The sequence below is a fragment of the Streptomyces sp. NPDC007905 genome, assembly GCF_042959345.1.
GTDB lineage: Bacteria > Actinomycetota > Actinomycetes > Streptomycetales > Streptomycetaceae > Streptomyces.
The window spans coordinates 216,584-238,619 of the sequence record NZ_JBIBKS010000005.1; the positions used below are offsets into that span (position 1 = coordinate 216,584).

Sequence of the window (22,036 nt, forward strand, 5' to 3'; positions counted from 1 at the left end):
GGGCTACCGCCGCGCGACGCCCGGCAGGTCCACGCACAGGCCGATCACCGGTACGCACGCCTCGCCACCCGGCGCGGGCGCGGTCGTGCTGTGGCTCGGGGTCGGTGTCGGGGTCCGGGCGGGCGTGGGTGTCGTGGTCGCCGGGCGCGGTCCCGTCGTGGTCGGTGTGCTCGTCGGCCGCGGGGTGCCCGTCGGGATGGTGGTCGGGACGCCGGTGCTGCCGGGGAGCGAGGTGGGGGTGGCCGACGGCGTGGGAGTGGCCCTGCCCGTCGTCGGTGCGGCGCTCACCCCGCCCATGACCGAGGTGGCCGAGGGCGGTGCCGTGGGGTCGGAGCCTTGAGGGGCGGCCGAGCTGTCGGTGACGTCACCGGTCGGGTCGAGCCGCGGCTCCGCCTCCGCCGTCCCCGGGGCGCCGACCCTGGTCTCCGGGGCGACGCGCACCAGGCTGAGGACACCGGCGACGAGCGCGAGGCCGCCGGCGGCGAGCAGTATCTTGCGGGGGCGGGGCTTGCGGTGCCGGCCGCGGGCCGCGGCGTGCGGGCCCTGTTCCGCCGTTGCCGCCCGATCGGCCTGCTGGTCCTGCGCACGTATCGGTGTCATGAGGTTCCCTCCCCGCCGCGCGCCGGGGGCGCGTCGTGGCGGAGCGCACGCTATGCGCTCCTGTGGGCGGTGTGGGGTGAGACGGCCGGGATGTCACTCGAACGGGGGTAGAACAGCGGGCGGGGGCGGCTCTTTCCCGGTGCGGGGTACGGCTGCGATGATCGGGCCGACAGTGAGTTAACCCGCGTTAACCGGAGGGTGTCATGAGCGAGGAGCGGTTCGGGGAGTTCGTGCTGGTGCGGCGGCACGGGCACGTGGCGGAGCTGGTACTGGACCGGCCCAAGGCCATGAACGCCGTCTCGACGGGGATGGCCCGCTCCCTCGGGAGTGCCTGCACCGCGCTCGCCGCCGACCGGGAGGCGCGCGTGGTCGTGCTGACCTCCTCCCATGACAGGGCGTTCTGCGTGGGGGCCGACCTGAAGGAGCGGAACTCCTTCAGTGACGCGGACCTGGTGCGCCAGCGGCCGGTGGCGCGCGGGGCGTACACCGGGGTGCTGGAGCTTCCGATGCCGACGATCGCCGCGGTGCACGGCTTCGCGCTGGGCGGCGGTTTCGAACTGGCCCTGTCCTGCGACCTGATCGTGGCGGACCGTACGGCGGTGGTGGGGCTGCCGGAGGTGTCCGTGGGCGTGATTCCCGGGGGCGGCGGTACGCAGCTGCTGCCGCGGCGGGTGGGGGCGGCGCGGGCGGCCGAGCTGATCTTCTCGGCCCGGCGGGTGGAGGCGGCGGAGGCCGCCGAGCTGGGGTTGGTGGACCAGCTGGTGGAGGAGGGGCGGGACCGCGAGGAGGCGCTGGCGCTGGGGGCGCGGATCGCCGGGAACTCGCCGGTGGGGCTGCGGGCGGCGAAGCGGGCGCTGCGGCTGGGGCACGGGCTGGATCTGCGGGCCGGACTGGAGGTCGAGGACGCGGCGTGGCGCTCGGTGGCGTTCTCGGGTGACCGGGCGGAGGGGGTGGCGGCGTTCAACGAGAAGCGCAAGCCCGAGTGGCCCGGCGAGTGAGGGGCTGGGGCACCGGCTACGGCCCGGGACGAGCCGGCTGCAGTCCACCTGATCGCCGCACCAATGTCCCGAATGGCGCCATTTCTCCTAACCTGGAGTGATGGGTGAGGACAAGCGGCTCGCCGCTGTGGTGGCGCTGGCTCAGGGGATGGCGGCGGCACACACTCCGCGGGAGTCGTGGCGGGCCGCCGCTCTCGGTGCGTGCCGTGCGCTGGACGGCAACTTCGCCGCGCTGTCGGTGTGGGAGCGGGAGCTGGGGCGGTTGCGGGTGCTCGTGAACGTCGGGGAGCGCCGCCCGGACGAGGAGGAGTTCCCGGAGCTCGAGGCCTATCCGGTGCACCAGTTCCCGGAGATCACCGAGTTCCTGCACGAGCGGTGGGCAGGAGGCGGCGGGCCGAACGCGTGGGTGGAGACCGCCGAGGGCACGGCGGCCGGTACCCCCGGTTACTTCCACCAGCGGGTCGCCGCCCTGCGCCGCAGGGGGCGCGGCTGCTGCGTCGTCGCCCCGGTCGTGCTGCACGGCAGGGCCTGGGGCGAGCTGTATGTGGCCCGCGCGATCGGGGTGCCGGTGTACGGGCGGCCCGACGCCGACTTCGCCACCGTGCTGGCCGCCGTCGTCGCCGCCGGGCTCGCCCAGACCGAGCGACTGGAGGAGGCGCACCGGCTCGCGTTCACCGACGCCCTCACCGGCCTCGCCAACCGCCGCGCCGTCGACGTGCGCCTGGAGGAGGCCGTCGAGCGGCACCGCGCGGACGGCGTGGTCGTCAGCCTCGTCGTCTGCGACGTCAACGGGCTCAAGCGGGTCAACGACACCCTGGGGCACGCCGTCGGCGACCGACTGCTGGAGCGTTTCGGCTCCGTGCTGTCGCTGTGCGGGGCGATGGTGCCGGGCGCGCTGGCGGCGCGGCTCGGCGGTGACGAGTTCTGTCTGCTGGCCGTGGGCCCACCCGCCGACGACGTGGTCAAGGCGGCGGACGAACTGTGCCGCCGGGCGGCGGAGCTGGAGCTGGGTGAGGGGGTGGCGTGCGGGCTCGCCTCGACCGAGGACGCCATCGGACCGGTGCCCTCGGCCCGGCGGCTGTTCCGGCTGGCCGACGCGGCGCAGTACCGGGCCAAGGCCATGCGGGCGGACCGGCCGGTGGTGGCGGGCCGGGAGGGGCCGGACGATCCTGTCGTACGCCTCGCCGACGAACCGCCGCCCGAGCAGGCCGAGCGGGGCGAGCGGCGCCGCTTCCGCGGCCGCCGGTCGTGGGGGGCCGACCGTGAGGTGAAGCACACGGATCGGTAAGGGTCACTCCGGTTCTCCGCTAGTGACATCAACGCATTCAATGCGTACGCTCCTGAATATGGATATGCACACTGTGGTGGTGGGGACGTCCGGGGTCACGGCGTCCGACGTTCTCGCCGTGGCGCGCGGCGGTGCCCGCATCGAGCTGTCGGCGGAGGCGGTGGCGGCCCTCGCGGCGGCCCGGGAGATCGTGGACGCGCTGGCGGCCAAGCCGGAGCCGGTCTACGGCGTCTCCACCGGCTTCGGAGCCCTGGCGACCCGGCACATCAGCCAGGAACTGCGCGCCCAGCTGCAGCGCAACATCGTCCGCTCGCACGCCGCCGGCATGGGCCCGCGAGTCGAGCGCGAGGTCGTACGGGCCCTGATGTTCCTGCGCCTGAAGACCGTCTGCTCCGGCCACACCGGTGTCCGGCCCGAGGTCGCGCAGACCATGGCCGACGTGCTGAACGCCGGGATCACCCCGGTCGTGCACGAGTACGGCTCCCTCGGCTGCTCCGGCGACCTGGCTCCGCTCTCCCACTGCGCCCTCGCGCTCATGGGCGAGGGGGACGCGGAGGGCCCCGACGGGATCGTGCGGCCCGCCGGCGAGCTGCTCGCCGAGCACGGGATCCAGCCCGTCGAGCTGCGCGAGAAGGAGGGCCTGGCCCTCCTCAACGGCACCGACGGCATGCTCGGCATGCTGATCATGGCCCTCGCCGACCTGGACACCCTCTACAAGTCCGCCGACATCACCGCCGCCCTCAGCCTCGAGGCGCTGCTCGGCACGGACAAGGTCCTCGCCCCGGAGCTGCACGCCATCCGCCCGCACCCGGGCCAGGGCGCCTCCGCCGCCAACATGCTCGCCGTGCTCAAGGGCTCCCAGCTCACCGGACACCACCAGGACGACGCCCCGCGCGTCCAGGACGCCTACTCCGTGCGGTGCGCCCCGCAGGTCGCCGGCGCCGGACGCGACACCCTCGCGCACGCCCGCCTCGTCGCCGAGCGGGAACTCGCCTCCGCCGTCGACAACCCCGTCGTGCTGCCTGGGGGCATCGGCTCCGGGGGAGGCCGCGTCGAGTCCAACGGCAACTTCCACGGCGCGCCGGTGGCCTACGTCCTGGACTTCCTCGCCATCGCGGCCGCCGACCTCGGCTCCATCGCCGAGCGCCGCACCGACCGGCTGCTGGACAAGAACCGCAGCCACGGCCTGCCGCCGTTCCTCGCCGACGACGCCGGCGTGGACTCCGGTCTGATGATCGCCCAGTACACGCAGGCCGCCCTGGTCAGCGAGATGAAGCGGCTCGCCGTACCGGCCTCCGCGGACTCCATCCCGTCCTCCGCGATGCAGGAGGACCACGTGTCCATGGGCTGGTCGGCCGCGCGCAAACTGCGCACCGCCGTCGACAACCTCACCCGGATCATCGCCGTCGAGCTGTACGCCGCCACCCGCGGCATCGAACTGCGCGAGGGCCTGGCCCCGGCGCCCGCCTCGCAGGCCGTGATCGAGGCCGTGCGCGCCGCCGGTGTGCAGGGCCCGGGTCCGGACCGGTTCCTGGCGCCCGACCTGGCCGCCGCCGACGCGTTCGTCCGCGGGGGCCACCTGGTCGCCGCCGTGGAGACGGTCACCGGACCGCTGCAGTAAGAACCAGCACCGCTGCAGCAAGAGCAAGGACCGCTGCGGTAAGGGCAAGCGCAAAGGGGGCCCGTCTCGTGCGGCAGGGCCCCCTTTTGACGTCACTTCAGCTTGGCCGCCTGGGCCGTGACGACCGCGCCCGGCACCGAGTAGGCCTTCTCGGCCATCATCGCGCCGATGTTGACCGTGGTGTACGGCGCGAGGTTGTTCCCGTGGCGCACCACCTGGACGTGGACCGGAGCGGTGTCCCCGTCCTCCATGTCGCTGGTCGCGGCGAAGGCCACCGACGCGTCGCCCGTACCCGAGGACTTCTCCTCGGCCACCTTCGCGAACTTCGCCCTGTCGCCGGCCTGGTCGCCCGTGAAGCCGCCCGCGCAGGCCTTCACCGCGTCGGAGACCGACCGCATCGCCTTCTCGGCGCCGTCCCCGTCGTACGAGGACAGGACGACCACCGTCGTGTCGCGGTCCATCGAGTCCTTGAGCGCGTCCTCGAACTTGCCGTCGGTCAGGTCGGCCATGGACGTGGCGTCGTCCGTCGGGTCCTTCTTGTCCTCCTGGACCGTGCGGTTGGTCTCCGTCGCGGCGTCGCCCGGCGCGATGCCGGTCATGACGCGGAGCAGCGGGCCGCACTGCGCGTCATCGGCCTTGACCGCGCTCTTGGCGGGGGTGCCGCCCTGGACGGCCTCGACCTTGTAGCCGGTCACGTCGCCCTTGGCGAGGATCAGCTTCTTCAGCTCGGCGGCGCTCAGCGCCTTCGCGGCCGGCTGCCCGGCCTCGCCGCCCTTGCCGTCCCCGGCGTCCTTCGAACCCCCGTCGGAGCAATCCGTGATGAGGGCGAGCGACAGTGCACCGACAGCCACGGTGGCGCACAGCCGCACACCCGATGATCTCTTCATGGGCGGACTGGGCGTTCTCCGTCAAGGAATCGTCAAGCGGGATTAAAAGCCGAGGCGTTCCCGCCGCACCGAATACACCACGAATCCGGCGCCGATGGCGAGGAACGCGCTGCCGCCGATGACGTACGGCGTGGTGTCGAAGCTGCCGGTGTCCGCGAGCCGTGTGCTGTCCGGGCTGCCCGTGCCGTCGTCGGCCGCGGCCTCGGACAGCGCCTCCGCCTGCTGTGTGACCTGCGACGTCGCGGTCGTGGCCGTCGTCTCTCTCGCCGAGTCGTCCTGCGACGCGTTGGCGGACGGAACGAACCACAGGGCGCACAGCAGGGTCCCCGCGGCGGTGGCGGTCAGCAACGGACGGCGAGCGGATGACACGGAATATCGATCCCCCTTGTGGCGCTGGCGAATTGGCCGTGTGGGGCGATGTTAGTGAAAGTCGCGGGTCACGGGAAAGTCACGGGAGGTTTCAGCCGTAGGCTCTCGTCATGAGCACGGAAGAGACATCACGGTTTGTACGACTTCGGGTGGAGCTGGTCCTCGAGGTGCAGGGCGAAGGCGAGCTGACCAAGGCCGCGTTGCGCCGGCTGGCCTCCGATGCGGAGCTGCCCCTGGAGGAGCGGACGCACGCCGAGAACGCTGTGACGGAAGACACCGCGGAGGCCCTCGCCTATCTCGTGGACCCGTTCGACCTGGTCAGCGAGGTACCCGGCGTGGAACTCCAGCAGGCTTCCTGGTCCAGCGAGCGGATCGAGTACGACCCTGACTCGCCCGAGTGGGACCTGGACGAGGATGATGGGGAGGACGACGAAGAAGAAGAGGACGGCATCGGCTGAGCGTCCCGGGGCACCCATGACCCCGGACGGCAACCGCCGTCCGGGGTTTTGTCGTCTCAGGGGGCGCACGGACGACTTCCGCACCACCCGCCGCGGGCGGACGTGGTGCGGCCCACACATGCGAACCATGTGGAAAGGGGCGAAGCGTTCGTAGCGTTGAAGGTTCTCAACGGGGACTCGGGGTTTCCGCGATTTCAGCAACGATGGAGAAGCGTGTGATGACGGACAGTAAGCGGCGCAAGGGCCTGACGGTCGCGTCCGCACTGCTCGGCGGTGTGCTGGCACTCACCGGATGTTCCGGCGGCGGCAACGCCAAGGCCACCGACAACGGCGACACCTCCCAGGCCAAGGCCGACGAGGCGGCGGCCAAGAAGTCGTCCGAGGCCCAGATCACGATCACGCCCAAGGACGGCTCCAACAACGCCTCCATCAACAACTCGGCCGCCGTGAAGGTCGCCAAGGGCACGCTCACCGGCGTGACGATGACCACCGCCGACGGCAAGGCCGTCGCGGGCGCGCTGTCCGCCGACAAGACCAGCTGGAAGCCCACCGTCCAGCTGGCGCGCTCGACCACCTACAAGGTCGCCGCGGAGGCCAAGGACTCCGCCGGCCGGGTCGCCAACGAGAACGCCTCCTTCACCACGGTCTCCCCGGCCAACAGCTTCATAGGCAACTTCACGCCGGACAACGGGGCCACCGTCGGCGTGGGCATGCCGGTGTCGATCAACTTCGACAAGGCGATCACCAACAAGGCCGCCGTCCAGAAGGGCATCTCGGTCACCTCCAGCAGCGGGCAGGAGGTCGTCGGTCACTGGTTCAACGCCAACCGCATCGACTTCCGTCCGGAGACGTACTGGAAGGAGAACTCCACCGTCACGCTGAAGCTCGACCTCGACGGTGTCCAGGGCGCCAGCGGCGTCTACGGCGTGCAGCAGAAGACGGTCACCTTCCACATCGGCCGCAACCAGGTCTCCTACGTCGACGCGCAGACCAAGCAGATGAAGGTCACGCAGGACGGCAAGGTCGTCAAGACCATCGCCATCTCCGCGGGTTCGCCGGAGCACAAGACGTACCAGGGCGTCATGGTGATGTCCGAGAAGTTCCAGCAGACGCGCATGAACGGCGCGACCGTGGGCTTCACCGACGACGACGGCAAGGGCGAGTACGACATCAAGGACGTGCCGCACGCCATACGCCTCACCAACTCCGGCACCTTCCTGCACGGCAACTACTGGGGCGCGCCGTCCATCTTCGGCAGCGTCAACACCAGCCACGGCTGCGTGGGCCTGCCCGACGCCAAGGGCGCCAAGGACCCGAACACTCCGGCCGCGTGGATGTACAGCCACTCGCTGATCGGTGACGTGGTCGTCATCAAGAACACCGGCGACAAGACCGTCGCCCCGGACAACGGCCTCAACGGCTGGAACCTGGACTGGGCGCAGTGGAAGGCCGGTTCGGCCGTCTGACACCTGGTTCACAGTCCTTCCAGTGCCGCCCCCGGGGGCGGCACTGGTGTTTCCGGGCCCCGGCACAGCCTTCTCATCCGTCTTTCATCCCGGCCTTGTCGAGTCACCACCTGCCGTACCCAGCTTGCGGCGCATGTTCTTCACCTACCTGAGGCGCGAACAGCGCCGCCGTGGGAAGGCGACCCTCGTCGTCGCCCACGGACCCGCGTTGGGCATCGCACGGGTCATCCCGGTCATCCTGGTCAGCTCCGTGTCCAACGGCATGGGCAAGGCGCAGGACAAGGACCCTTCATGCCCTCGACGGCGTGGACCTCACCGTCGGCGACGGCCTCGTCATCCAGGGCCGGGCCGGCGGCACATCCACCCTCCCGCAGATGCTCGGCGGTCCCGACCGTCGCACCTCCGGCGAAGTCGTCCTCGACGGCACCGGCGAGGCCAAACTCTCCGAGGCCCGCCTGACAAGGGTCCGCAGCGAGAACATCGGCTTCGTCTTCCAGTCCTTCGACCTCATCCCCACCCGCACCGCGCAGGAGAACGTGGAGACCGCCCTCGTACCGCTCGGCGTGAAGGGGAGGGAACGGCGCGAACGGGCCGCCGAGGCGCTGACCTCGGTCGGTCTCGGCGAGCGCCTCGCCGACCTGCCCTCCGCGGGCGCCTGACGACGTATAACACCGTTCGCACGTAAGGGACTTCCCGATTCTGTAACGGTGTCTGCCCCGGCGCGTAACAGTTCCGGGCAGCGCTTTCTTGCGGTCCTCTCATCTCTTGAGGCGTCTGATCGCCCCCCGGCATACTTCGTGACCCGGGGGGTTGACGTGCAGGTGTACGAAACTACCCCCGGCCGGGTGAATGGGGATTTCGCCCGGTACTTCATCTCCAGGGGGAGAACTTGCGCAGACAAGTGAAAAGAGCAGCTGCGGCCACGGTGGCCACCGCCGCAGCCGTCGCCCTCGCAGCGGGTATGACCAGCCCCGCGTCGGCGAAGCCCGCGCAGCAGACCTCGGTCGCTGCCGCGTCACTCACCGCCAAGCACCACGTCACCCTGATCACCGGTGACCGCGTCGCCCTCGACGCCAAGGGCCGCGTCGTCGGCCTGCAGCGAGCCAAGGGCCGTGAGCACATACCCTTCCAAGTCCGCAAGGCGGCCGGACACACGCTGGTCGTCCCCGCCGACGCGGCCCACCTGGTCGCCTCCGGCAAGCTGGACCAGCGCCTGTTCGACGTCACCGAGCTGAACAAGGCCGCAACCCGCAAGGCCCAGAAGAACGGCCTGAAGGTCATCGTCGGCTACAACGGTGCCGCCACGGGCGCCAAGGCCGACGTCCGGGACGCGGGCCGGCTGCGCCGCAGCCTGAAGGCGCTGAACGCGGACGCCGTGCAGACCCCCGTCAAGGACACCGCCGAGCTGTGGGACGCCGTCACCAACGGCGACAAGACCGCCTCCGGCATCGCCCACGTCTGGCTCGACGGCGTACGCAAGGCCGCCCTCGACACGTCCGTGCCGCAGATCGGCGCCCCGACCGCATGGGCCGCCGGCTACACCGGCAAGGGCGTGAAGGTCGCCGTCCTGGACACCGGTGTGGACACCACCCACCCGGACCTGAAGGACCAGGTGATCGAGTCCAAGAACTTCTCGACCGCCGCCGACGCCACCGACCACTTCGGTCACGGCACGCACGTCGCCTCCATCGTGGCCGGCACCGGCGCCAAGTCGGGCGGCAAGTACAAGGGCGTCGCTCCGGACGCCAAGATCCTCAACGGCAAGGTCCTGGACGACACCGGTTCCGGTGACGACTCCGGCATCCTCGCCGGCATGGAGTGGGCCGCCTCGCAGGGCGCCTCCGTCATCAACCTGAGCCTCGGCGGTTACGACACGCCCGAGATCGACCCGCTCGAGGCCGAGGTCAACAAGCTCTCCGCCGAGAAGGGCGTCCTGTTCGCGATCGCCGCGGGCAACGAGGGCCCCCAGTCGATCGGCTCGCCGGGCAGCGCGGACGCCGCGCTCACCGTCGGCGCCGTCGACAAGAAGGACAAGCTGGCGGACTTCTCCTCCACCGGCCCGCGCGCCGGCGACGGCGCCATCAAGCCGGACGTCACCGCGCCCGGCGTGAACATCACCGCCGCCGCGGCCAAGGGCAGCGTCATCGACCAGGAGGTCGGCGAGAAGCCCGAGGGCTACCTGACCATCTCCGGCACGTCGATGGCCACCCCGCACGTCGCGGGCGCCGCCGCGATCCTGAAGCAGGAGCACCCCGACTGGGGCTACGCCGAGCTGAAGGGCGCGCTCACCGGCTCCGCCAAGGGCGGCAACTACACGCCGTTCCAGCAGGGGTCGGGCCGCATCGCGGTCGACAAGGCCATCAAGCAGTCCGTGATCGCCGAGCCGGTCTCGATCAGCTTCGGTGTGCAGCAGTGGCCGCACACCGACGACAAGCCGGTCACCAAGCAGCTGACGTACCGCAACCTCGGCGACAAGGACGTCACGCTCCAGCTGGCCGGCACCGCCACCAACCCCAAGGGCCAGGCGGCTCCGTCGGGCTTCTTCAAGCTGGCCAGGACGACGGTGACCGTCCCGGCCCACGGCACGGCCTCGGTCGGTTTCACCGTCAACACCAAGCTGGGCGGTACGGTCGACGGCGCCTACTCCTCCTACGTGACCGCGACCGGCGACGGGCAGACCATCCGCACGGCCGCCGCGGTCCAGCGCGAGGTGGAGTCGTACGACGTCACGCTGAAGTTCATCGGCCGTGACGGCAAGCCGGCCCCGTACTACGACACCGACCTGACCGGTGTGGCCGGCCTGGCCAACGGCCAGTGGCTGAACCCGTACGACAAGTCGGGCACGGTGAAGGTGCGCGCGCCCAAGGGCACGTACATCCTCAACACCGCCGTCTACGGTGACCCGGAGGACGCGACCAAGGGCATCGACTGGATCGCCCAGCCGAAGCTGACCGTCTCCAAGAAGCAGACGATCACGATCGACGCGCGCAAGGCCAAGCCGGTGAACGTCACCGTCCCGGCCACGGGCGCCAAGTCCGTGTTCGCCTCGCCCGAGTGGGACGTCACCATCGGCGACGGCCAGTACGGCTACGGCTTCTTCCTGGACTCGTACAAGAACTTCCACACCGCCCACCTGGGCCCCCAGCTGCCCTCCGGCACGCTGTACCAGCAGTGGGACGGCCACTGGTCCAAGGGTGCCACCGAGGAGTACGACGTCACCTCCGGCGGCCCGGTCAAGCAGCTCGCCACCGGCTTCACCAAGCACTACAAGGCGAGCGACCTGGCCACGGTCAAGGCCCGGCTGGGTGCCGCCGCGAGCGGCAAGAAGGGCTCCGTCAGCGCGGTCGGCTGGCTGCCCGGCAGCTCCGGCGCCTCCTCCGTCGGCCTCACACAGAACCTGCCCGGCACCCGCACCCTGCACCTGTCCGCCAAGGGCGGCGTGAAGTGGGAGCTGGAGTTCGAGCAGGACGGCGGGGTCGACCAGGACGGCTTCCCGATCACCGAGGCGGGCTACGGCCTGGGTGCGCAGGCCTACGCGGCCGGCAAGACGTACACGAAGACCTTCAACACCGCGGTCTTCGGCCCGCACGTCAACGCCGACTTCGGCGTCTACCGGGACGGCAACGAGATCTACGGCTCGCTGCCGCTGTTCGCAGACGGTGCCAAGCACGCCGGTTCCTCGCTCTTCACCTCGGTGGACACGACCCTGTACCGCAACGGCACCAAGGTCGGCTCCAACCACGACCCGCTGTTCGGCGAGCCCTTCAAGGTTCCCGCCGGTGACGCCGCGTACAAGCTGACCACCTCGGTCAAGCGCTCGGCGAAGGTGGCGGAGGCCTCCTCGCGGATCGACGCGACGTGGACCTTCCGCTCCAAGAAGCCGTCCAACGGCGTCGCCAAGCTCCCCGTGTCCGCCCTGCACTTCGGCGCCACGACCGGCCTGGACAGCCGGGTCGAGGCCGGCAAGACGGTCACCTTCCCGGTCACCGTGGAGGGCGCGGCCGCGGGCAGCAACCTGAAGTCCCTGACGGTGTACGTCTCCTACGACGGCAAGACCTTCAAGAAGGTCGACGTCCGCGGTGGCAAGATCACCGTGAAGAACCCGGCGAAGGGCAAGGCCATCTCCTTCCGCGCCAAGATCGCCGACAAGAAGGGCAACACCTCGGCGATCACGATCTACAACGCGTACTACGGCAAGTGAGCCACCAGTAGCCGAGTGGACGGGTAACGGACGGCCCGCCGGAAGCCATGCTTCCGGCGGGCCGTTCGCGTGGCCGTCTCAGGCGGAGGGCACCGCCCGGGTCGCGTCCGTGCCCCAGCTGGCCAGCAGGCGCAGGGATTCCGCCGAGGGGGAGTGCGGCTCGGCGTGGTAGGTGATCAGGGCCTGGTCGGTGTCGTCCGCCACCCTGAACGTCTCGTAGCTGAGCAGGAGGTCGCCGACCAGCGGGTGGTGCAGCCGCTTGACGCCGTGGCCCTTCTCCTTGACGTCGTGGGTCGCCCACAGCCGCCGGAACTCCTCGCTCTTGACGGACAGCTCGCCGACCAGCGCGGACAGGCGGGGGTCGTCCGGATAGCAGCCGGCGTCCATGCGCAGGACGCAGACGATGTCGATCGCCTTCTGCTCCCAGTCGATGAACAGATCCCGGTACTCGGGGCGCAGGAAGACCAGACGGGCCCAGTTGCGGTCGGCCGGCGGAAGCTCCGCCCAGTCGCCGAAGAGCGCGGCTGCCATCCGGTTCCAGGCCAGGATCTCCGCGCGGCGGCCGGCTATGTACGCGGGCACGCCGTCCACAGTGTCCAGCAGCTGGCGCAGTGCCGCCCGCACCTGCTGCTGCCGTGCCGCCGGTTTCTTCTTGTGCGCCTTCGGCTTGGCCAGGTGGGTGAGGTGCGCCTGCTCGGCGTCCGTCAGGCGCAGGGCACGGGCGATCGAGCCCAGCACCTCGGCGGAGACATTGCGTCCGTTGCCCTGTTCCAGACGGGTGTAGTAGGCCACGGACACCCCGGCCAGCTGGGCCAGCTCCTCGCGGCGCAGCCCCGGCACCCGGCGGTGCCGCCCGAAGTCCGGCAGCCCCACGTCCTCCGGCTTCAGCCGGGCCCGTCGGCTGCGCAGGAACTCGCTCAGCTCGGCCCGCCGGTCCAGGGGCCGGCCGGCGGCGACCGCTTCCGGCTGTTCGTCCATGAGCCCAGTATTCATGGTCGTACGCACACCAACCTGATCCCGCCAGTGGTAGGCACAGCAGTCGTACGAAGACGTGTGGCCTGGGTGCCGGGCGAAACCTGGGGCAGGCTGGATGCCGTACCCGGTCGGAAGGCAACCGGGCACGGAACACTCTGCTAGGAGAACCCCGGCATGACCACTGTTGCTGCTTACGCCGCGCCCGCCCCGAAGGCCCCGCTGGAGCGGACGACCATCGAGCGGCGCGCGGTCGGCGAGTTCGACGTCCTGATCGACATCGAGTTCGCCGGTATCTGTCACTCCGACATCCATCAGGCCCAGGACGGCTGGCGCCCCGGCATCTTCCCGATGGTCCCCGGGCACGAGATCGCGGGCGTCGTCTCGGAGGTCGGCTCCGGTGTGACGAAGTTCGCCGTGGGCGACCGGGTGGGCGTCGGCTGCATGGTCGACTCCTGCCGCGAGTGCGACAACTGCAAGGCCGGCCTGGAGCAGTACTGCTCCACGGGCGGCACCATCTGGACGTACAACTCCGTCGGCAAGGACGGTGAACCCACCTACGGCGGCTACTCGCGGAAGATCGTCGTCGACGAGAACTACGTCGTCCGCGTCCCCGAGGGCCTGTCGCTGGACGTGGCCGCGCCGCTGCTCTGCGCGGGCATCACCACCTACTCCCCGCTGAAGCACTGGAACGCCGGCCCCGGCAAGAAGGTCGCGGTGGTCGGTCTCGGCGGTCTCGGCCACATGGGCGTCAAGATCGCGCACGCGCTGGGCGCCGAGGTCACCGTCCTGTCGCAGTCCCTGCGCAAGAAGGACGACGGCCTCAAGCTCGGTGCCGATCACTACTACGCCACCAGCGACCCGAAGACCTTCGAGGAGCTGGCGGGCACCTTCGACATCATCCTCAACACCGTCTCGGCCCCGCTCGACTTCGCCGCCTACCTGTCCCTGCTGCGCACGGACGGCACCATGGTGAACGTCGGCCTCCCCGAGGAGCCGGTGCAGATCGAGCTCCAGTCGCTGTTCGGCAACCGCCGCAGCGTGAGCAGCTCCGGCATCGGCGGCATCGCCGAGACCCAGGAGATGCTCGACTTCTGTGCCGAGCACGGCCTCGGTGCCGAGATCGAACTGATCAGCGCCACCGAGATCAACGAGGCGTACGAGCGGGTGCAGGCGAGCGACGTCCGCTACCGCTTCGTCATCGACACCGCCACCATCTGACCGTCCCGGCCCCGCCCGGCCCGGCAGCCCCAACGGGCGCCGGCCGGGGCGGTGGGCCGGCCGGGGTGGTGGGCCGGCCGGGCGCGGTCGGTGCCGAGCACCCGAGCCCATCCGGGTTCCTCCCCTTGTGCGAGTTTCGCGAGGGGCGAATGTACGGGGCAGGAGCCGACACGTCTCCCCGACTACCCCGCACCGGCGAGCGGGGAGGAGTCGAGCGACCGGGCCGAGTTGCCGGAACCGGGTCGGCCGCGCGCAGGCGTCCGGCTCAGAGACGGCTGTACTTCTCGATGTCCTCGGTGAACTCCTCGATGGCGCGTGCCGTGAGCGTGGGCCGGGTGTCGGCGATGGCGGCCATGTAGTCCTCGGTGGTGGCCGGTCGGCCCTGCCGCTGTGTGATCTCGCGCTCGAACGCCGCCTGCGCGCCCTTGCGGGCGGCGAATTCGATGTCGGCCGGGGTGAACAGCTCGCTCGCCTCGACCAGTCGCCCGATGTCCACCGAGTCGCCGGCGGACCTGAGATAGCGGGCCCAGATCGCCGCGCGGGCGGTCGGGTCCGGCGGGCCGACGGGAAGGACGTAGTCGAACCGGCCCGGCCGCAGGAACGCCGCGTCCAGAGAGCGCACGGAGTTGGTGGCGCAGGCCAGCAGCCGCGCGTCGTGCTCGCGGAAGCCGGGGATGAGTTTGAGCAGCTCGTTCGTCACCCCGTGCCCGGGATCGACCGCCTTCCCGGACCGCACGCCGGCGATCTCCTCGACCTCGTCGATGAAGAGCAGCACCGAATCCAGCTCCGCCAGCTCCGCGAACGCCTCCCGCAGCGCCGCGGCCAGTCCTTCGCTCGTGTCGGCCGCGAGCCGGGACGGGAAGAGCTCCACGAACGGCCAGCCGAGCCGCGAGGCCACCGCCTTGGCGAAGCTCGTCTTCCCGGTGCCGGGCGGGCCGAACAGGATGACCGCCTTGGGCGGGTCGACACCGTAACGGTCGGCCAGCGCAGGTTCGGTCAACGGGAGCACGACACGGCGTTCGACGACCTGCTTCTCCCGCTCCATGCCGGCCATCGCGTCCCAGAGGCCTTCGGGCAGCATGCGGCCGCCCAGCGCCGCGAGGACGTCGGCGTTGCCGGAACCGGGCGGTTCGAGCTTCTCGTAGTAGGTCAGGCCGTCGTGGAACCGGTAGCCCGAGTTCTCCAGAGCCTTCGTCCCGGCGGCGCCCGAGGGCAGCAGCGCGCTGATGTGGCGCACGCCCAGCGCGCGCAGGCGGCGCTCCAGCTCGACGAGCAGCGCACTGCCGACCCCGCGCTCACGCCAGCGGGAGGCCAGTGCCACCAGGACGACCCACGCTCGCCTGCCGTACGCCTGAGCCACGGCCATGCCCACCAGCTCGTCGCCCACCACCGCCACCACCGCCGGCTGGCCGGCCTTGGCCGCGGCCATCACCTCGGACACCGGAAACACCGATTCCGCGTCGGCCTGGCGGCTCTGGTCCCAGATCTGAATGGCCTGGTCGAGATCGTCGTCGTGATAGTCGCGCAGATGCCAGGCGGGCATCGCCACCACCTCATCCGGACCGGGAGTCCCATTGTCCCCCGCGGGCACGCCGTTCTGCCTGCGGGCACGGGCACCAATCCCGAAGGGCGCCGCCCACGTATTGCAAGTAGAACGTGAAGTCTGGAGGCACGCTCCTGGTCGGCTGGTCCCCGTGCGGCGGGATCCTGGATGCGCGAGATGCTCCTCGACGCGCGGGGCGACGCCCGCGACCGTGCCGCACCCGCGTGCGGCTGCGGCCATCCCTCTCGTGCGGCTGAGTCGCCCGAGACGATGGAAGGAAAGGTGTATCCATCATGCGAGCACAAGGCGTCAGGCGTCTCGTCGCGGCGTCCGCGTCAAGCATTCTGATGGCCGGCGGCGCCGCGCTCGGCGCAGCGGGCACGGCCACGGCAGCAGCCCCTGCCGTGCACACCCATGCGGTCACCGACAACTGCTTCGACCGTGGCGATGGGCGCTGCTTCAACAACGACAACGGGCGCTGCTTCGACCATCGCGGGTTCTGCTTCGACCACAACCGCTTCGACAACCGCTTCGACAACCGCTTCGACAACCGCTTCGACCACCGTTTTGACCACCGCTTCGACCACCGCTTCGACAACGGAGTCATCGTGATCATCGTGTCCTAGCACGAGGCCGGTCTTCTCGGCGTCGACCAACGGGGAAGCGCACCCAACGATCCGCGTAAGTGTGCCGCGGAAACGGGTGGCACTGTGGTGGGCCGACGGCAGTCCGGCCCACCACAGCGCTGGGAGCAGTGCCCCGAGGCGCGCGAGCAGGTGTCACGGGTGGCTGCGCCCGCACCATGGAGGCGAACACCCCCCGCGCCGTGGGCGCCGGTCGTCAGCCGCCGGCCGGGGCGACGCCGATTCGAGTACCGGTCAGGGCCGCCTCTCCGGTCCGGGTCAGGACGTCTCCTCGGCCCTGTCACAGGTCGGCAGGGCAATCCCGGTGATCGCGGTCAGCCGGGCAGGCTCGCCGGGCTGCCTCCGTTCGCCTCGTATCCGGCCACCGCCAGCGCGCGGTAGAGGGCGAAGTCGGCGGCCGGGTCGGCGGACAGGGTCCAGGGCAGTGCGCCGACGTGGCCGTCGACGTGTATCAGCTGGCCCATGGCCTCCGCCCAGCGCTCGGCCCGCACCAGGAAGAAGACCAGCAGGTGGCGGACGTGCGCGAGCACCGGGTCGTCGGGGCGGGCCGCGTGCACCGCGTGCAGGGCGCCGTGCATCGCCTTGGTGACGACCTCGCTCTGGTAGAAGCTCGCGACCAGGTTCACCTCGGGGAGGTGCTCGAAGACCGCGAACAGCGGCAGGGCGGCGAGCAGCGAGCCGTCGGGGGCGCGGGCCGCCGCGGCCTCGGCGAAGGCGTACGCCTGCTCGCGCGAGCCGTGCCACTTCTCGCACCAGTAGTGCAGCGCGGCCAGATGCGCGCCCATGTGGTGGGGTGCGCGGTCCAGGATGCTCAACCAGAGCTTCTCGAACTCCGGCTGCGGATAGGCGAGGCCCCGGGCGATGGACAGCTCGACGATGTACGGCACCGGGTCGCCGGGGGCCAGCAGCGCCGCCTGCCCGCAGGCCTCCCCGGCCTCCTCCATGATGATCCGGAAGTCGTCCGTGCCCGGCGTCGACGTCCGCCAGGCCTGTTGCACCAGGAACTCGGCGTGCACGGCCGCGGCGCCCGCGTCCTTGGGCTGCTCGGCCCGCCACACCCTGAGCCACTGCCCGCCCGGCGTCTCGTGCACCCCGCCCGGCCGCTGCCGCAGCTCCAGGGCCGCCGCACCGGCGAAGGCCTGCACACGCTGCCAGCGCAGCTCGCCCTCGGCCTCGGTGCCGGCCAGCAGCTGCTGCGCCGCCCGGTAGTCCTGTGTCCGCTGCACCAGGTCCAGGACGTCCAGCAGGTCCTGGTCGGGACCGGGCATCCGCACGTCCAGCTCCTCCTGGCGCACGAAGCCGTAGTTCGCCGGGTCGGCGGCGTCCGGGTGGCCCGCGGGAACCAGCCCGATCGCCCCGCGCCTGCGCCGCAGCAGCGGCAGCAGCACGAAGCTCAGCAGGAGCAGCGCCATGAGCAGCCAGAGAATCGCCATGCGTCAAGCGAACCAGACGCCGCCGACAATTGGCCAACCCCGCCCGCCGGCCTGTGGAAAACCTCGCGCACGGCAGTTCGGGACCGAGTCGGACGCCGACGGGGACGTCACCATCCGGCCGAGCGCACTACGCTCGGTGCACATGAGCGACAGGCACATCAGTCAGCACTTCGAGACCCTCGCGATCCACGCGGGCAACACCGCGGATCCCCTCACCGGCGCGGTCGTCCCGCCGATCTACCAGGTCTCGACCTACAAGCAGGACGGCGTCGGGGGCCTGCGCGGCGGCTACGAGTACAGCCGTAGCGCCAACCCGACCAGGACGGCCCTCGAGGAGAACCTCGCCGCGCTGGAGGGCGGCTGCCGCGGTCTCGCGTTCGCCTCCGGCCTCGCGGCCGAGGACACCCTGCTGCGTACGCTGCTCAGCCCCGGCGACCACGTGGTGATCCCGAACGACGCCTACGGCGGCACGTTCCGCCTCTTCGCCAAGGTCGTCACCCGGTGGGGCGTGGAGTGGTCCGTCGCCGACACCAGCGACCCGGCCGCGGTCCGGGCCGCGATCACCCCGAAGACCAAGGTCGTGTGGGTGGAGACCCCCTCCAACCCGCTGCTCGGCATCACGGACATCGCCGCCGTCGCCCAGATCGCCCACGACGCGGGCGCGAAGCTCGTCGTCGACAACACCTTCGCCACGCCCTACCTCCAGCAGCCGCTGTCGCTCGGTGCGGACGTGGTCGTGCACTCCCTGACCAAGTACATGGGCGGCCATTCGGACGTGGTCGGCGGTGCGCTGATCGTCTCCGACCAGGCGCTGGGCGAGGAGCTGGCCTACCACCAGAACGCGATGGGCGCCGTCGCCGGCCCCTTCGACTCCTGGCTGGTGCTGCGCGGCACCAAGACCCTCGCGGTGCGCATGGACCGGCACAGCGAGAACGCCACCAGGATCGCCGACATGCTGACCCGGCACGCGCGGGTGACCGGCGTGTTGTACCCGGGCCTGCCGGAGCACCCCGGGCACGAGGTGGCCGCCAAGCAGATGAAGGCGTTCGGCGGCATGGTGTCCTTCCGGGTCGAGGGCGGGGAGGAGGCCGCCGTCGAGGTGTGCAACCGCGCCAAGGTCTTCACCCTCGGCGAGTCCCTCGGCGGTGTCGAGTCGCTCATCGAGCACCCCGGCCGGATGACGCACGCCTCCGCGGCCGGCTCCGCCCTGGAGGTCCCCGCCGACCTGGTACGCCTGTCCGTGGGCATCGAGAACGTGGACGACCTGCTGGAGGACCTGCAGCAGGCCCTGGGTTAGGGCCTGTCCGGCGGATCATGCCGGCATCGCGGGGCATGGCACGCCCCTGTACCGACAAGTCACCGTTGCCCGGAGCCGGCCCGATCCGCAGGACAGATCCCGGTCACCAGCCGGTGACCGGTGGAGTCGTCTGGGACGGCGGCTCCGCCCAGGGGTGGGCCTCGGCCGCCCACACGGTGAACGCCAGTGCCGCGGCGCACAGCAGCAGCCACAGCAGGCGGTGGGCGAGCCGCGTCCGCCGCAGCAGGCGGTCGCCGCGGCGGACGGCCTCGCCGTACAGGTCCGGGGGCACGGGCGCCGGGGTCTGCTCCAGGATCCGCCGTACAGCGGCCTCCCTCTGGGGACGGTTCACCGCGCCCTCCCTCGCGCCGGCTGCCTCATGACGGCGCCACCTCGGTGCCCACCGTGCGCGGAGCGGTCGTACGCGCCGGATGCAGCACGGTCGCCGTGGCGCGGTCGCAGATCGCGTGCACCCGCTCGACGGGCAGGCCGAGCAGGGCCGCCGTCTGTTCCTCGGCTACTCCCTCGTACATCCGCAGCACCAGGATCAGCCGTTCCCGCGCCGTCAGGGCGGCGAGCGGAGTGCCGGGATGCGGCCGGGTGCGGCCGAGGACGATGTGCTCGTGCCACGTCCCGCGCGCGAAGCGGGTGGCGAGATACTGGCGGGCGTGGTCGTAGGGGTCGTCGCCGCGCAGCCGGTCCCAGCAGGCGTAGGTGTGGGCCAGTGCCAGGGTCAGCAGGCGCCGCGCGCGCGGGTTCGCGTCCGGCGCCTCCGCGGTGAGCAGCGTGGCGGTGTGCTGCAGCCGCCCTGCCGCACCCGCGACGAACGCCTCGAACTCCCGGGCCCGGCGGGCATCGCGGGACGCCTGCCGATCACGCACCACGCCTCCCCCCTGAGGGGCCCTGTCCGGTACGGGACGGTCGAACCGCGTACACCGCAGGACCCGGTCTCATATGAGGCCGGCGGCGGCCCGCGGTCAAGGCTCCGTACCGCACCGGTGCCGTGTTCCTCAGGAGGCCGGCGACTGCTCCGCGGACGGCACCCCCTGGACCGCCATCCTCGCCGAGAGCGCGGTGTTGAAGCGCGTGAGGAGCGTGCAGAACTGCTCGCGCTCCTCCGGTGCCCAGTCGTGTGTCAGCTCGGCCATCAACTGACGCCTCGAGGAGCGCACTTCCTCCAGCCGCGAGACCCCGCGCGGGGACAGCTGGAGCACCACCGCACGCCCGTCCTCCGGGTGCGAGGTGCGCTTGACGAGCCCGGTGTCGACCAGGGGAGCCACCTGCCGGGTGACCGTGGAGGAGTCGATCCCCATGCTCGCGGCGAGCGCCTTGACGCCCATGGGGCCTTCCTTGTCGAGGCGGTTGAGCAGCAGGTACGCGGCGCGGTCCATGGAGTTGCGCACCTGCCCGACGCCGCCGAGCCGGGTCTGTTCGGCACGGCGGGCGAACACCGCCACCTCGTGCTGGAGGGTGTCGAGAAGACCGGGGTCACCGACGGTCGTCATGTCCATCGACATTTCAGGTGTTGTGGGCATGGCCGGAGGCTCGCTTCATGAAGGGCTGCTGGGTTGGGGGACAGGGTACGCGGCCCGGGGGCGGACCGTACCGGCGCTGCGCAAACCGGTCTCGGAGCTTGGTCACACCCGTCGTGCGCGACCGTGAACTGCGAGACTTGCGTCATGAGCTACGGTACGGCTGACTCCTTGCGCTCCGTCACCCTCGACGATGTGCGCGGAGCCCAGAAGATGCTCTCCGGTGTGGCCCGCGTGACCGCGATGGAGGGCAGCCGGCATCTGTCCCAGCTGGTCGGCGCGGCGGTGCACCTCAAGTGCGAGAACCTGCAGCGGACCGGGTCGTTCAAGCTGCGCGGCGCCTACGTCCGGATCGCCGGGCTGTTGCCGGAGGAGCGTGCCGCCGGCGTGGTGGCCGCGAGCGCAGGGAACCACGCGCAGGGCGTGGCGCTCGCCTCCTCGCTGCTCGGCGTGCACGCCACCGTGTTCATGCCGAAGGGCGCCCCGCTGCCGAAGATCAGCGCGACCGGGGACTACGGCGCCGAGGTGCGCCTGCACGGCCAGGTGGTCGACGAGACGCTGGCCGCGGCCCAGGAGTACGCGGCCGCGACGGGCGCGGTGTTCATCCACCCCTTCGACCATCCCGACGTCATCGCCGGTCAGGGCACGGTCGGGCTGGAGATCCTGGAACAGTGCCCGGAGGTGCGCACCATCGTCGTCGGGATCGGTGGCGGCGGGCTCGCGGCGGGCATCGCGGTCGCCGTGAAGTCCCTGCGGCCGGACGTCAGGATCATCGGGGTCCAGGCGGAGGGCGCCGCGTGCTATCCGCCCTCGCTCGCCGCCGGCCGTCCGGTGTCGGTGGAGAACCCGGCCACGATGGCCGACGGCATCAAGGTGGGGCGGCCGGGCCTGGTGCCGTTCGGGATCATCGAGGAGCTGGTGGACGAGGTGCGCACGGTCAGCGAGGACCAGTTGTCGGCCGCGCTGCTGCTGTGCCTGGAGCGGGCCAAGCTGGTCGTGGAGCCGGCCGGGGCGAGCCCGGTCGCGGCCCTGCTCGGCGAGCCCGGTGCCGTCCCCGGCCCGGTGGTCGCCGTGCTGTCCGGCGGGAACGTGGACCCGGTGCTGCTGCAGCGGGTGCTGCGGCACGGCATGGCCGCGCAGGGCCGCTACCTGGCCGTACGGCTGCGGCTGACGGACCGCCCGGGCGCCCTCGCCACGCTCCTCGGGGTGTTGTCAGTGGTCGACGCTAACGTCCTCGACGTGAGCCACGTACGAACCGACCCCCGGCTCGGGCTCACGGAGGCGGAGGTGGAGCTGCACCTCGAGACGAAGGGACCGGTGCACTGCGCCGAGGTCGGCCAGGCCCTGCGCGAGGCGGGCTACACGGTCATCGACTGAGGCGGCCGAGGCTCGAAGCAGCGGTGTCACTCGTTCGGGGAAAGCCATTGAGAGACGCGATACATCGCGTTACTGTGTGATGTGTGGCCGCCGATCCGTCGCCGTGTTCGCGGAAAGCCCAGGTGGAAA

Annotated in this window: 19 protein-coding genes and 1 pseudogene; 11 read left to right on the forward strand and 9 right to left on the reverse strand. The window is 71.2% G+C overall.

Annotated elements, in window-relative coordinates:
* Nucleotides 1–3 precede the first annotated feature (3 nt).
* Nucleotides 4–600 carry a hypothetical protein gene (locus ACFZDC_RS11490; protein WP_391322559.1) on the reverse strand — a complete coding sequence of 199 codons (597 nt, stop codon included), beginning with the start codon at nucleotides 598–600 and terminating at the stop codon, nucleotides 4–6.
* Between the two features lie 203 nt (nucleotides 601–803).
* Between ACFZDC_RS11490 and ACFZDC_RS11495 the strand changes: the two genes are divergently transcribed.
* The 3 genes from ACFZDC_RS11495 to hutH all read left to right on the forward strand — a co-directional run bounded on the left by ACFZDC_RS11495 (nucleotide 804) and on the right by hutH (nucleotide 4,507).
* Nucleotides 804–1,598 carry an enoyl-CoA hydratase-related protein gene (locus ACFZDC_RS11495; protein WP_391322561.1) on the forward strand — a complete coding sequence of 265 codons (795 nt, stop codon included), beginning with the start codon at nucleotides 804–806 and terminating at the stop codon, nucleotides 1,596–1,598.
* A 100-nt stretch (nucleotides 1,599–1,698) separates the two neighbouring features.
* Nucleotides 1,699–2,886: a diguanylate cyclase domain-containing protein gene (locus tag ACFZDC_RS11500; RefSeq protein ID WP_391322562.1), complete on the forward strand. Its 1,188-nt coding sequence runs from the start codon at nucleotides 1,699–1,701 to the stop codon at nucleotides 2,884–2,886.
* A gap of 64 nt (nucleotides 2,887–2,950) precedes the next feature.
* The gene (hutH, locus tag ACFZDC_RS11505; RefSeq protein ID WP_391322829.1) at nucleotides 2,951–4,507 is read left to right on the forward strand and encodes a histidine ammonia-lyase; all 1,557 of its coding nucleotides are present in this window, start codon (nucleotides 2,951–2,953) and stop codon (nucleotides 4,505–4,507) included.
* 92 nt (nucleotides 4,508–4,599) lie between these two features.
* Here hutH and ACFZDC_RS11510 read toward each other — a convergent pair whose 3' ends face one another.
* Both ACFZDC_RS11510 and ACFZDC_RS11515 read right to left on the reverse strand, forming a co-directional pair.
* Complete coding sequence (locus ACFZDC_RS11510; protein WP_391322564.1) at nucleotides 4,600–5,394, reverse strand: hypothetical protein; 795 nt, start codon at nucleotides 5,392–5,394, stop codon at nucleotides 4,600–4,602.
* 42 nt (nucleotides 5,395–5,436) lie between these two features.
* On the reverse strand, nucleotides 5,437–5,763 hold the full coding sequence (locus tag ACFZDC_RS11515; RefSeq protein ID WP_391322566.1) for a hypothetical protein: 327 nt from the start codon (nucleotides 5,761–5,763) through the stop codon (nucleotides 5,437–5,439).
* Between the two features lie 110 nt (nucleotides 5,764–5,873).
* Between ACFZDC_RS11515 and ACFZDC_RS11520 the strand changes: the two genes are divergently transcribed.
* The 4 genes and pseudogenes from ACFZDC_RS11520 to ACFZDC_RS11535 all read left to right on the forward strand — a co-directional run bounded on the left by ACFZDC_RS11520 (nucleotide 5,874) and on the right by ACFZDC_RS11535 (nucleotide 11,888).
* Nucleotides 5,874–6,221, forward strand: coding sequence for a hypothetical protein (locus tag ACFZDC_RS11520; RefSeq protein ID WP_391322567.1), 348 nt, complete (start codon nucleotides 5,874–5,876; stop codon nucleotides 6,219–6,221).
* A 218-nt stretch (nucleotides 6,222–6,439) separates the two neighbouring features.
* Nucleotides 6,440–7,687: an Ig-like domain-containing protein gene (locus ACFZDC_RS11525; protein WP_391322569.1), complete on the forward strand. Its 1,248-nt coding sequence runs from the start codon at nucleotides 6,440–6,442 to the stop codon at nucleotides 7,685–7,687.
* A 305-nt stretch (nucleotides 7,688–7,992) separates the two neighbouring features.
* A pseudogene (locus ACFZDC_RS11530) lies at nucleotides 7,993–8,334 on the forward strand (ATP-binding cassette domain-containing protein); the annotation flags it as partial.
* A 254-nt stretch (nucleotides 8,335–8,588) separates the two neighbouring features.
* Nucleotides 8,589–11,888, forward strand: a complete 3,300-nt coding sequence (locus ACFZDC_RS11535; protein ID WP_391322571.1) for a S8 family serine peptidase — start codon at nucleotides 8,589–8,591, stop codon at nucleotides 11,886–11,888.
* Nucleotides 11,889–11,966: 78 nt separating this feature from the next.
* Here ACFZDC_RS11535 and ACFZDC_RS11540 read toward each other — a convergent pair whose 3' ends face one another.
* Complete coding sequence (locus ACFZDC_RS11540) at nucleotides 11,967–12,866, reverse strand: helix-turn-helix domain-containing protein (RefSeq protein ID WP_391322573.1); 900 nt, start codon at nucleotides 12,864–12,866, stop codon at nucleotides 11,967–11,969.
* Between the two features lie 171 nt (nucleotides 12,867–13,037).
* Here ACFZDC_RS11540 and ACFZDC_RS11545 point away from each other — a divergent pair, with 171 nt between their 5' ends.
* Complete coding sequence (locus tag ACFZDC_RS11545; RefSeq protein ID WP_391322575.1) at nucleotides 13,038–14,081, forward strand: alcohol dehydrogenase catalytic domain-containing protein; 1,044 nt, start codon at nucleotides 13,038–13,040, stop codon at nucleotides 14,079–14,081.
* A gap of 265 nt (nucleotides 14,082–14,346) precedes the next feature.
* Here the strand turns inward: ACFZDC_RS11545 and ACFZDC_RS11550 are convergent, their stop codons facing one another.
* A complete protein-coding gene (locus tag ACFZDC_RS11550; protein ID WP_391322577.1) occupies nucleotides 14,347–15,624 on the reverse strand; it encodes a GNAT family N-acetyltransferase in 1,278 nt (425 codons plus the stop codon).
* Between the two features lie 293 nt (nucleotides 15,625–15,917).
* Between ACFZDC_RS11550 and ACFZDC_RS11555 the strand changes: the two genes are divergently transcribed.
* On the forward strand, nucleotides 15,918–16,250 hold the full coding sequence (locus tag ACFZDC_RS11555) for a hypothetical protein (RefSeq protein ID WP_391322580.1): 333 nt from the start codon (nucleotides 15,918–15,920) through the stop codon (nucleotides 16,248–16,250).
* Between the two features lie 332 nt (nucleotides 16,251–16,582).
* Here the strand turns inward: ACFZDC_RS11555 and ACFZDC_RS11560 are convergent, their stop codons facing one another.
* A complete protein-coding gene (locus tag ACFZDC_RS11560) occupies nucleotides 16,583–17,701 on the reverse strand; it encodes a hypothetical protein (RefSeq protein WP_391322582.1) in 1,119 nt (372 codons plus the stop codon).
* Nucleotides 17,702–17,843: 142 nt separating this feature from the next.
* Here ACFZDC_RS11560 and ACFZDC_RS11565 point away from each other — a divergent pair, with 142 nt between their 5' ends.
* Entirely contained in the window at nucleotides 17,844–18,998 is a 1,155-nt protein-coding gene (locus ACFZDC_RS11565; protein WP_391322584.1) for a cystathionine gamma-synthase, read from the forward strand.
* Nucleotides 18,999–19,101: 103 nt separating this feature from the next.
* On the opposite strand, the gene ACFZDC_RS11570 is transcribed toward ACFZDC_RS11565, so the two are convergent.
* From ACFZDC_RS11570 to ACFZDC_RS11580, 3 genes are all read right to left on the reverse strand, one after another.
* On the reverse strand, nucleotides 19,102–19,350 hold the full coding sequence (locus ACFZDC_RS11570) for a hypothetical protein (protein WP_391322587.1): 249 nt from the start codon (nucleotides 19,348–19,350) through the stop codon (nucleotides 19,102–19,104).
* 25 nt (nucleotides 19,351–19,375) lie between these two features.
* The gene (locus ACFZDC_RS11575) at nucleotides 19,376–19,879 is read right to left on the reverse strand and encodes a sigma factor-like helix-turn-helix DNA-binding protein (protein WP_391322589.1); all 504 of its coding nucleotides are present in this window, start codon (nucleotides 19,877–19,879) and stop codon (nucleotides 19,376–19,378) included.
* A 129-nt stretch (nucleotides 19,880–20,008) separates the two neighbouring features.
* Nucleotides 20,009–20,515: a MarR family transcriptional regulator gene (locus tag ACFZDC_RS11580; protein WP_391322831.1), complete on the reverse strand. Its 507-nt coding sequence runs from the start codon at nucleotides 20,513–20,515 to the stop codon at nucleotides 20,009–20,011.
* 162 nt (nucleotides 20,516–20,677) lie between these two features.
* Here ACFZDC_RS11580 and ilvA point away from each other — a divergent pair, with 162 nt between their 5' ends.
* Entirely contained in the window at nucleotides 20,678–21,907 is a 1,230-nt protein-coding gene (ilvA, locus tag ACFZDC_RS11585) for a threonine ammonia-lyase (RefSeq protein ID WP_391322591.1), read from the forward strand.
* Nucleotides 21,908–22,036 lie beyond the last annotated feature (129 nt).

Coding starts and splice junctions, on each gene's coding strand:
- ACFZDC_RS11490 (WP_391322559.1), bottom strand. CDS start 600: ATGACACCGATACGTGCGCAGGACCAGCAGGCCGATCGGGCGGCAACG.
- ACFZDC_RS11495 (WP_391322561.1), top strand. CDS start 804: ATGAGCGAGGAGCGGTTCGGGGAGTTCGTGCTGGTGCGGCGGCACGGG.
- ACFZDC_RS11500 (WP_391322562.1), top strand. CDS start 1,699: ATGGGTGAGGACAAGCGGCTCGCCGCTGTGGTGGCGCTGGCTCAGGGG.
- hutH (WP_391322829.1), top strand. CDS start 2,951: ATGCACACTGTGGTGGTGGGGACGTCCGGGGTCACGGCGTCCGACGTT.
- ACFZDC_RS11510 (WP_391322564.1), bottom strand. CDS start 5,394: ATGAAGAGATCATCGGGTGTGCGGCTGTGCGCCACCGTGGCTGTCGGT.
- ACFZDC_RS11520 (WP_391322567.1), top strand. CDS start 5,874: ATGAGCACGGAAGAGACATCACGGTTTGTACGACTTCGGGTGGAGCTG.
- ACFZDC_RS11525 (WP_391322569.1), top strand. CDS start 6,440: ATGACGGACAGTAAGCGGCGCAAGGGCCTGACGGTCGCGTCCGCACTG.
- ACFZDC_RS11540 (WP_391322573.1), bottom strand. CDS start 12,866: ATGGACGAACAGCCGGAAGCGGTCGCCGCCGGCCGGCCCCTGGACCGG.
- ACFZDC_RS11545 (WP_391322575.1), top strand. CDS start 13,038: ATGACCACTGTTGCTGCTTACGCCGCGCCCGCCCCGAAGGCCCCGCTG.
- ACFZDC_RS11550 (WP_391322577.1), bottom strand. CDS start 15,624: ATGCCCGCCTGGCATCTGCGCGACTATCACGACGACGATCTCGACCAG.
- ACFZDC_RS11555 (WP_391322580.1), top strand. CDS start 15,918: ATGCGAGCACAAGGCGTCAGGCGTCTCGTCGCGGCGTCCGCGTCAAGC.
- ACFZDC_RS11560 (WP_391322582.1), bottom strand. CDS start 17,701: ATGGCGATTCTCTGGCTGCTCATGGCGCTGCTCCTGCTGAGCTTCGTG.
- ACFZDC_RS11565 (WP_391322584.1), top strand. CDS start 17,844: ATGAGCGACAGGCACATCAGTCAGCACTTCGAGACCCTCGCGATCCAC.
- ACFZDC_RS11580 (WP_391322831.1), bottom strand. CDS start 20,515: ATGTCGATGGACATGACGACCGTCGGTGACCCCGGTCTTCTCGACACC.
- ilvA (WP_391322591.1), top strand. CDS start 20,678: ATGAGCTACGGTACGGCTGACTCCTTGCGCTCCGTCACCCTCGACGAT.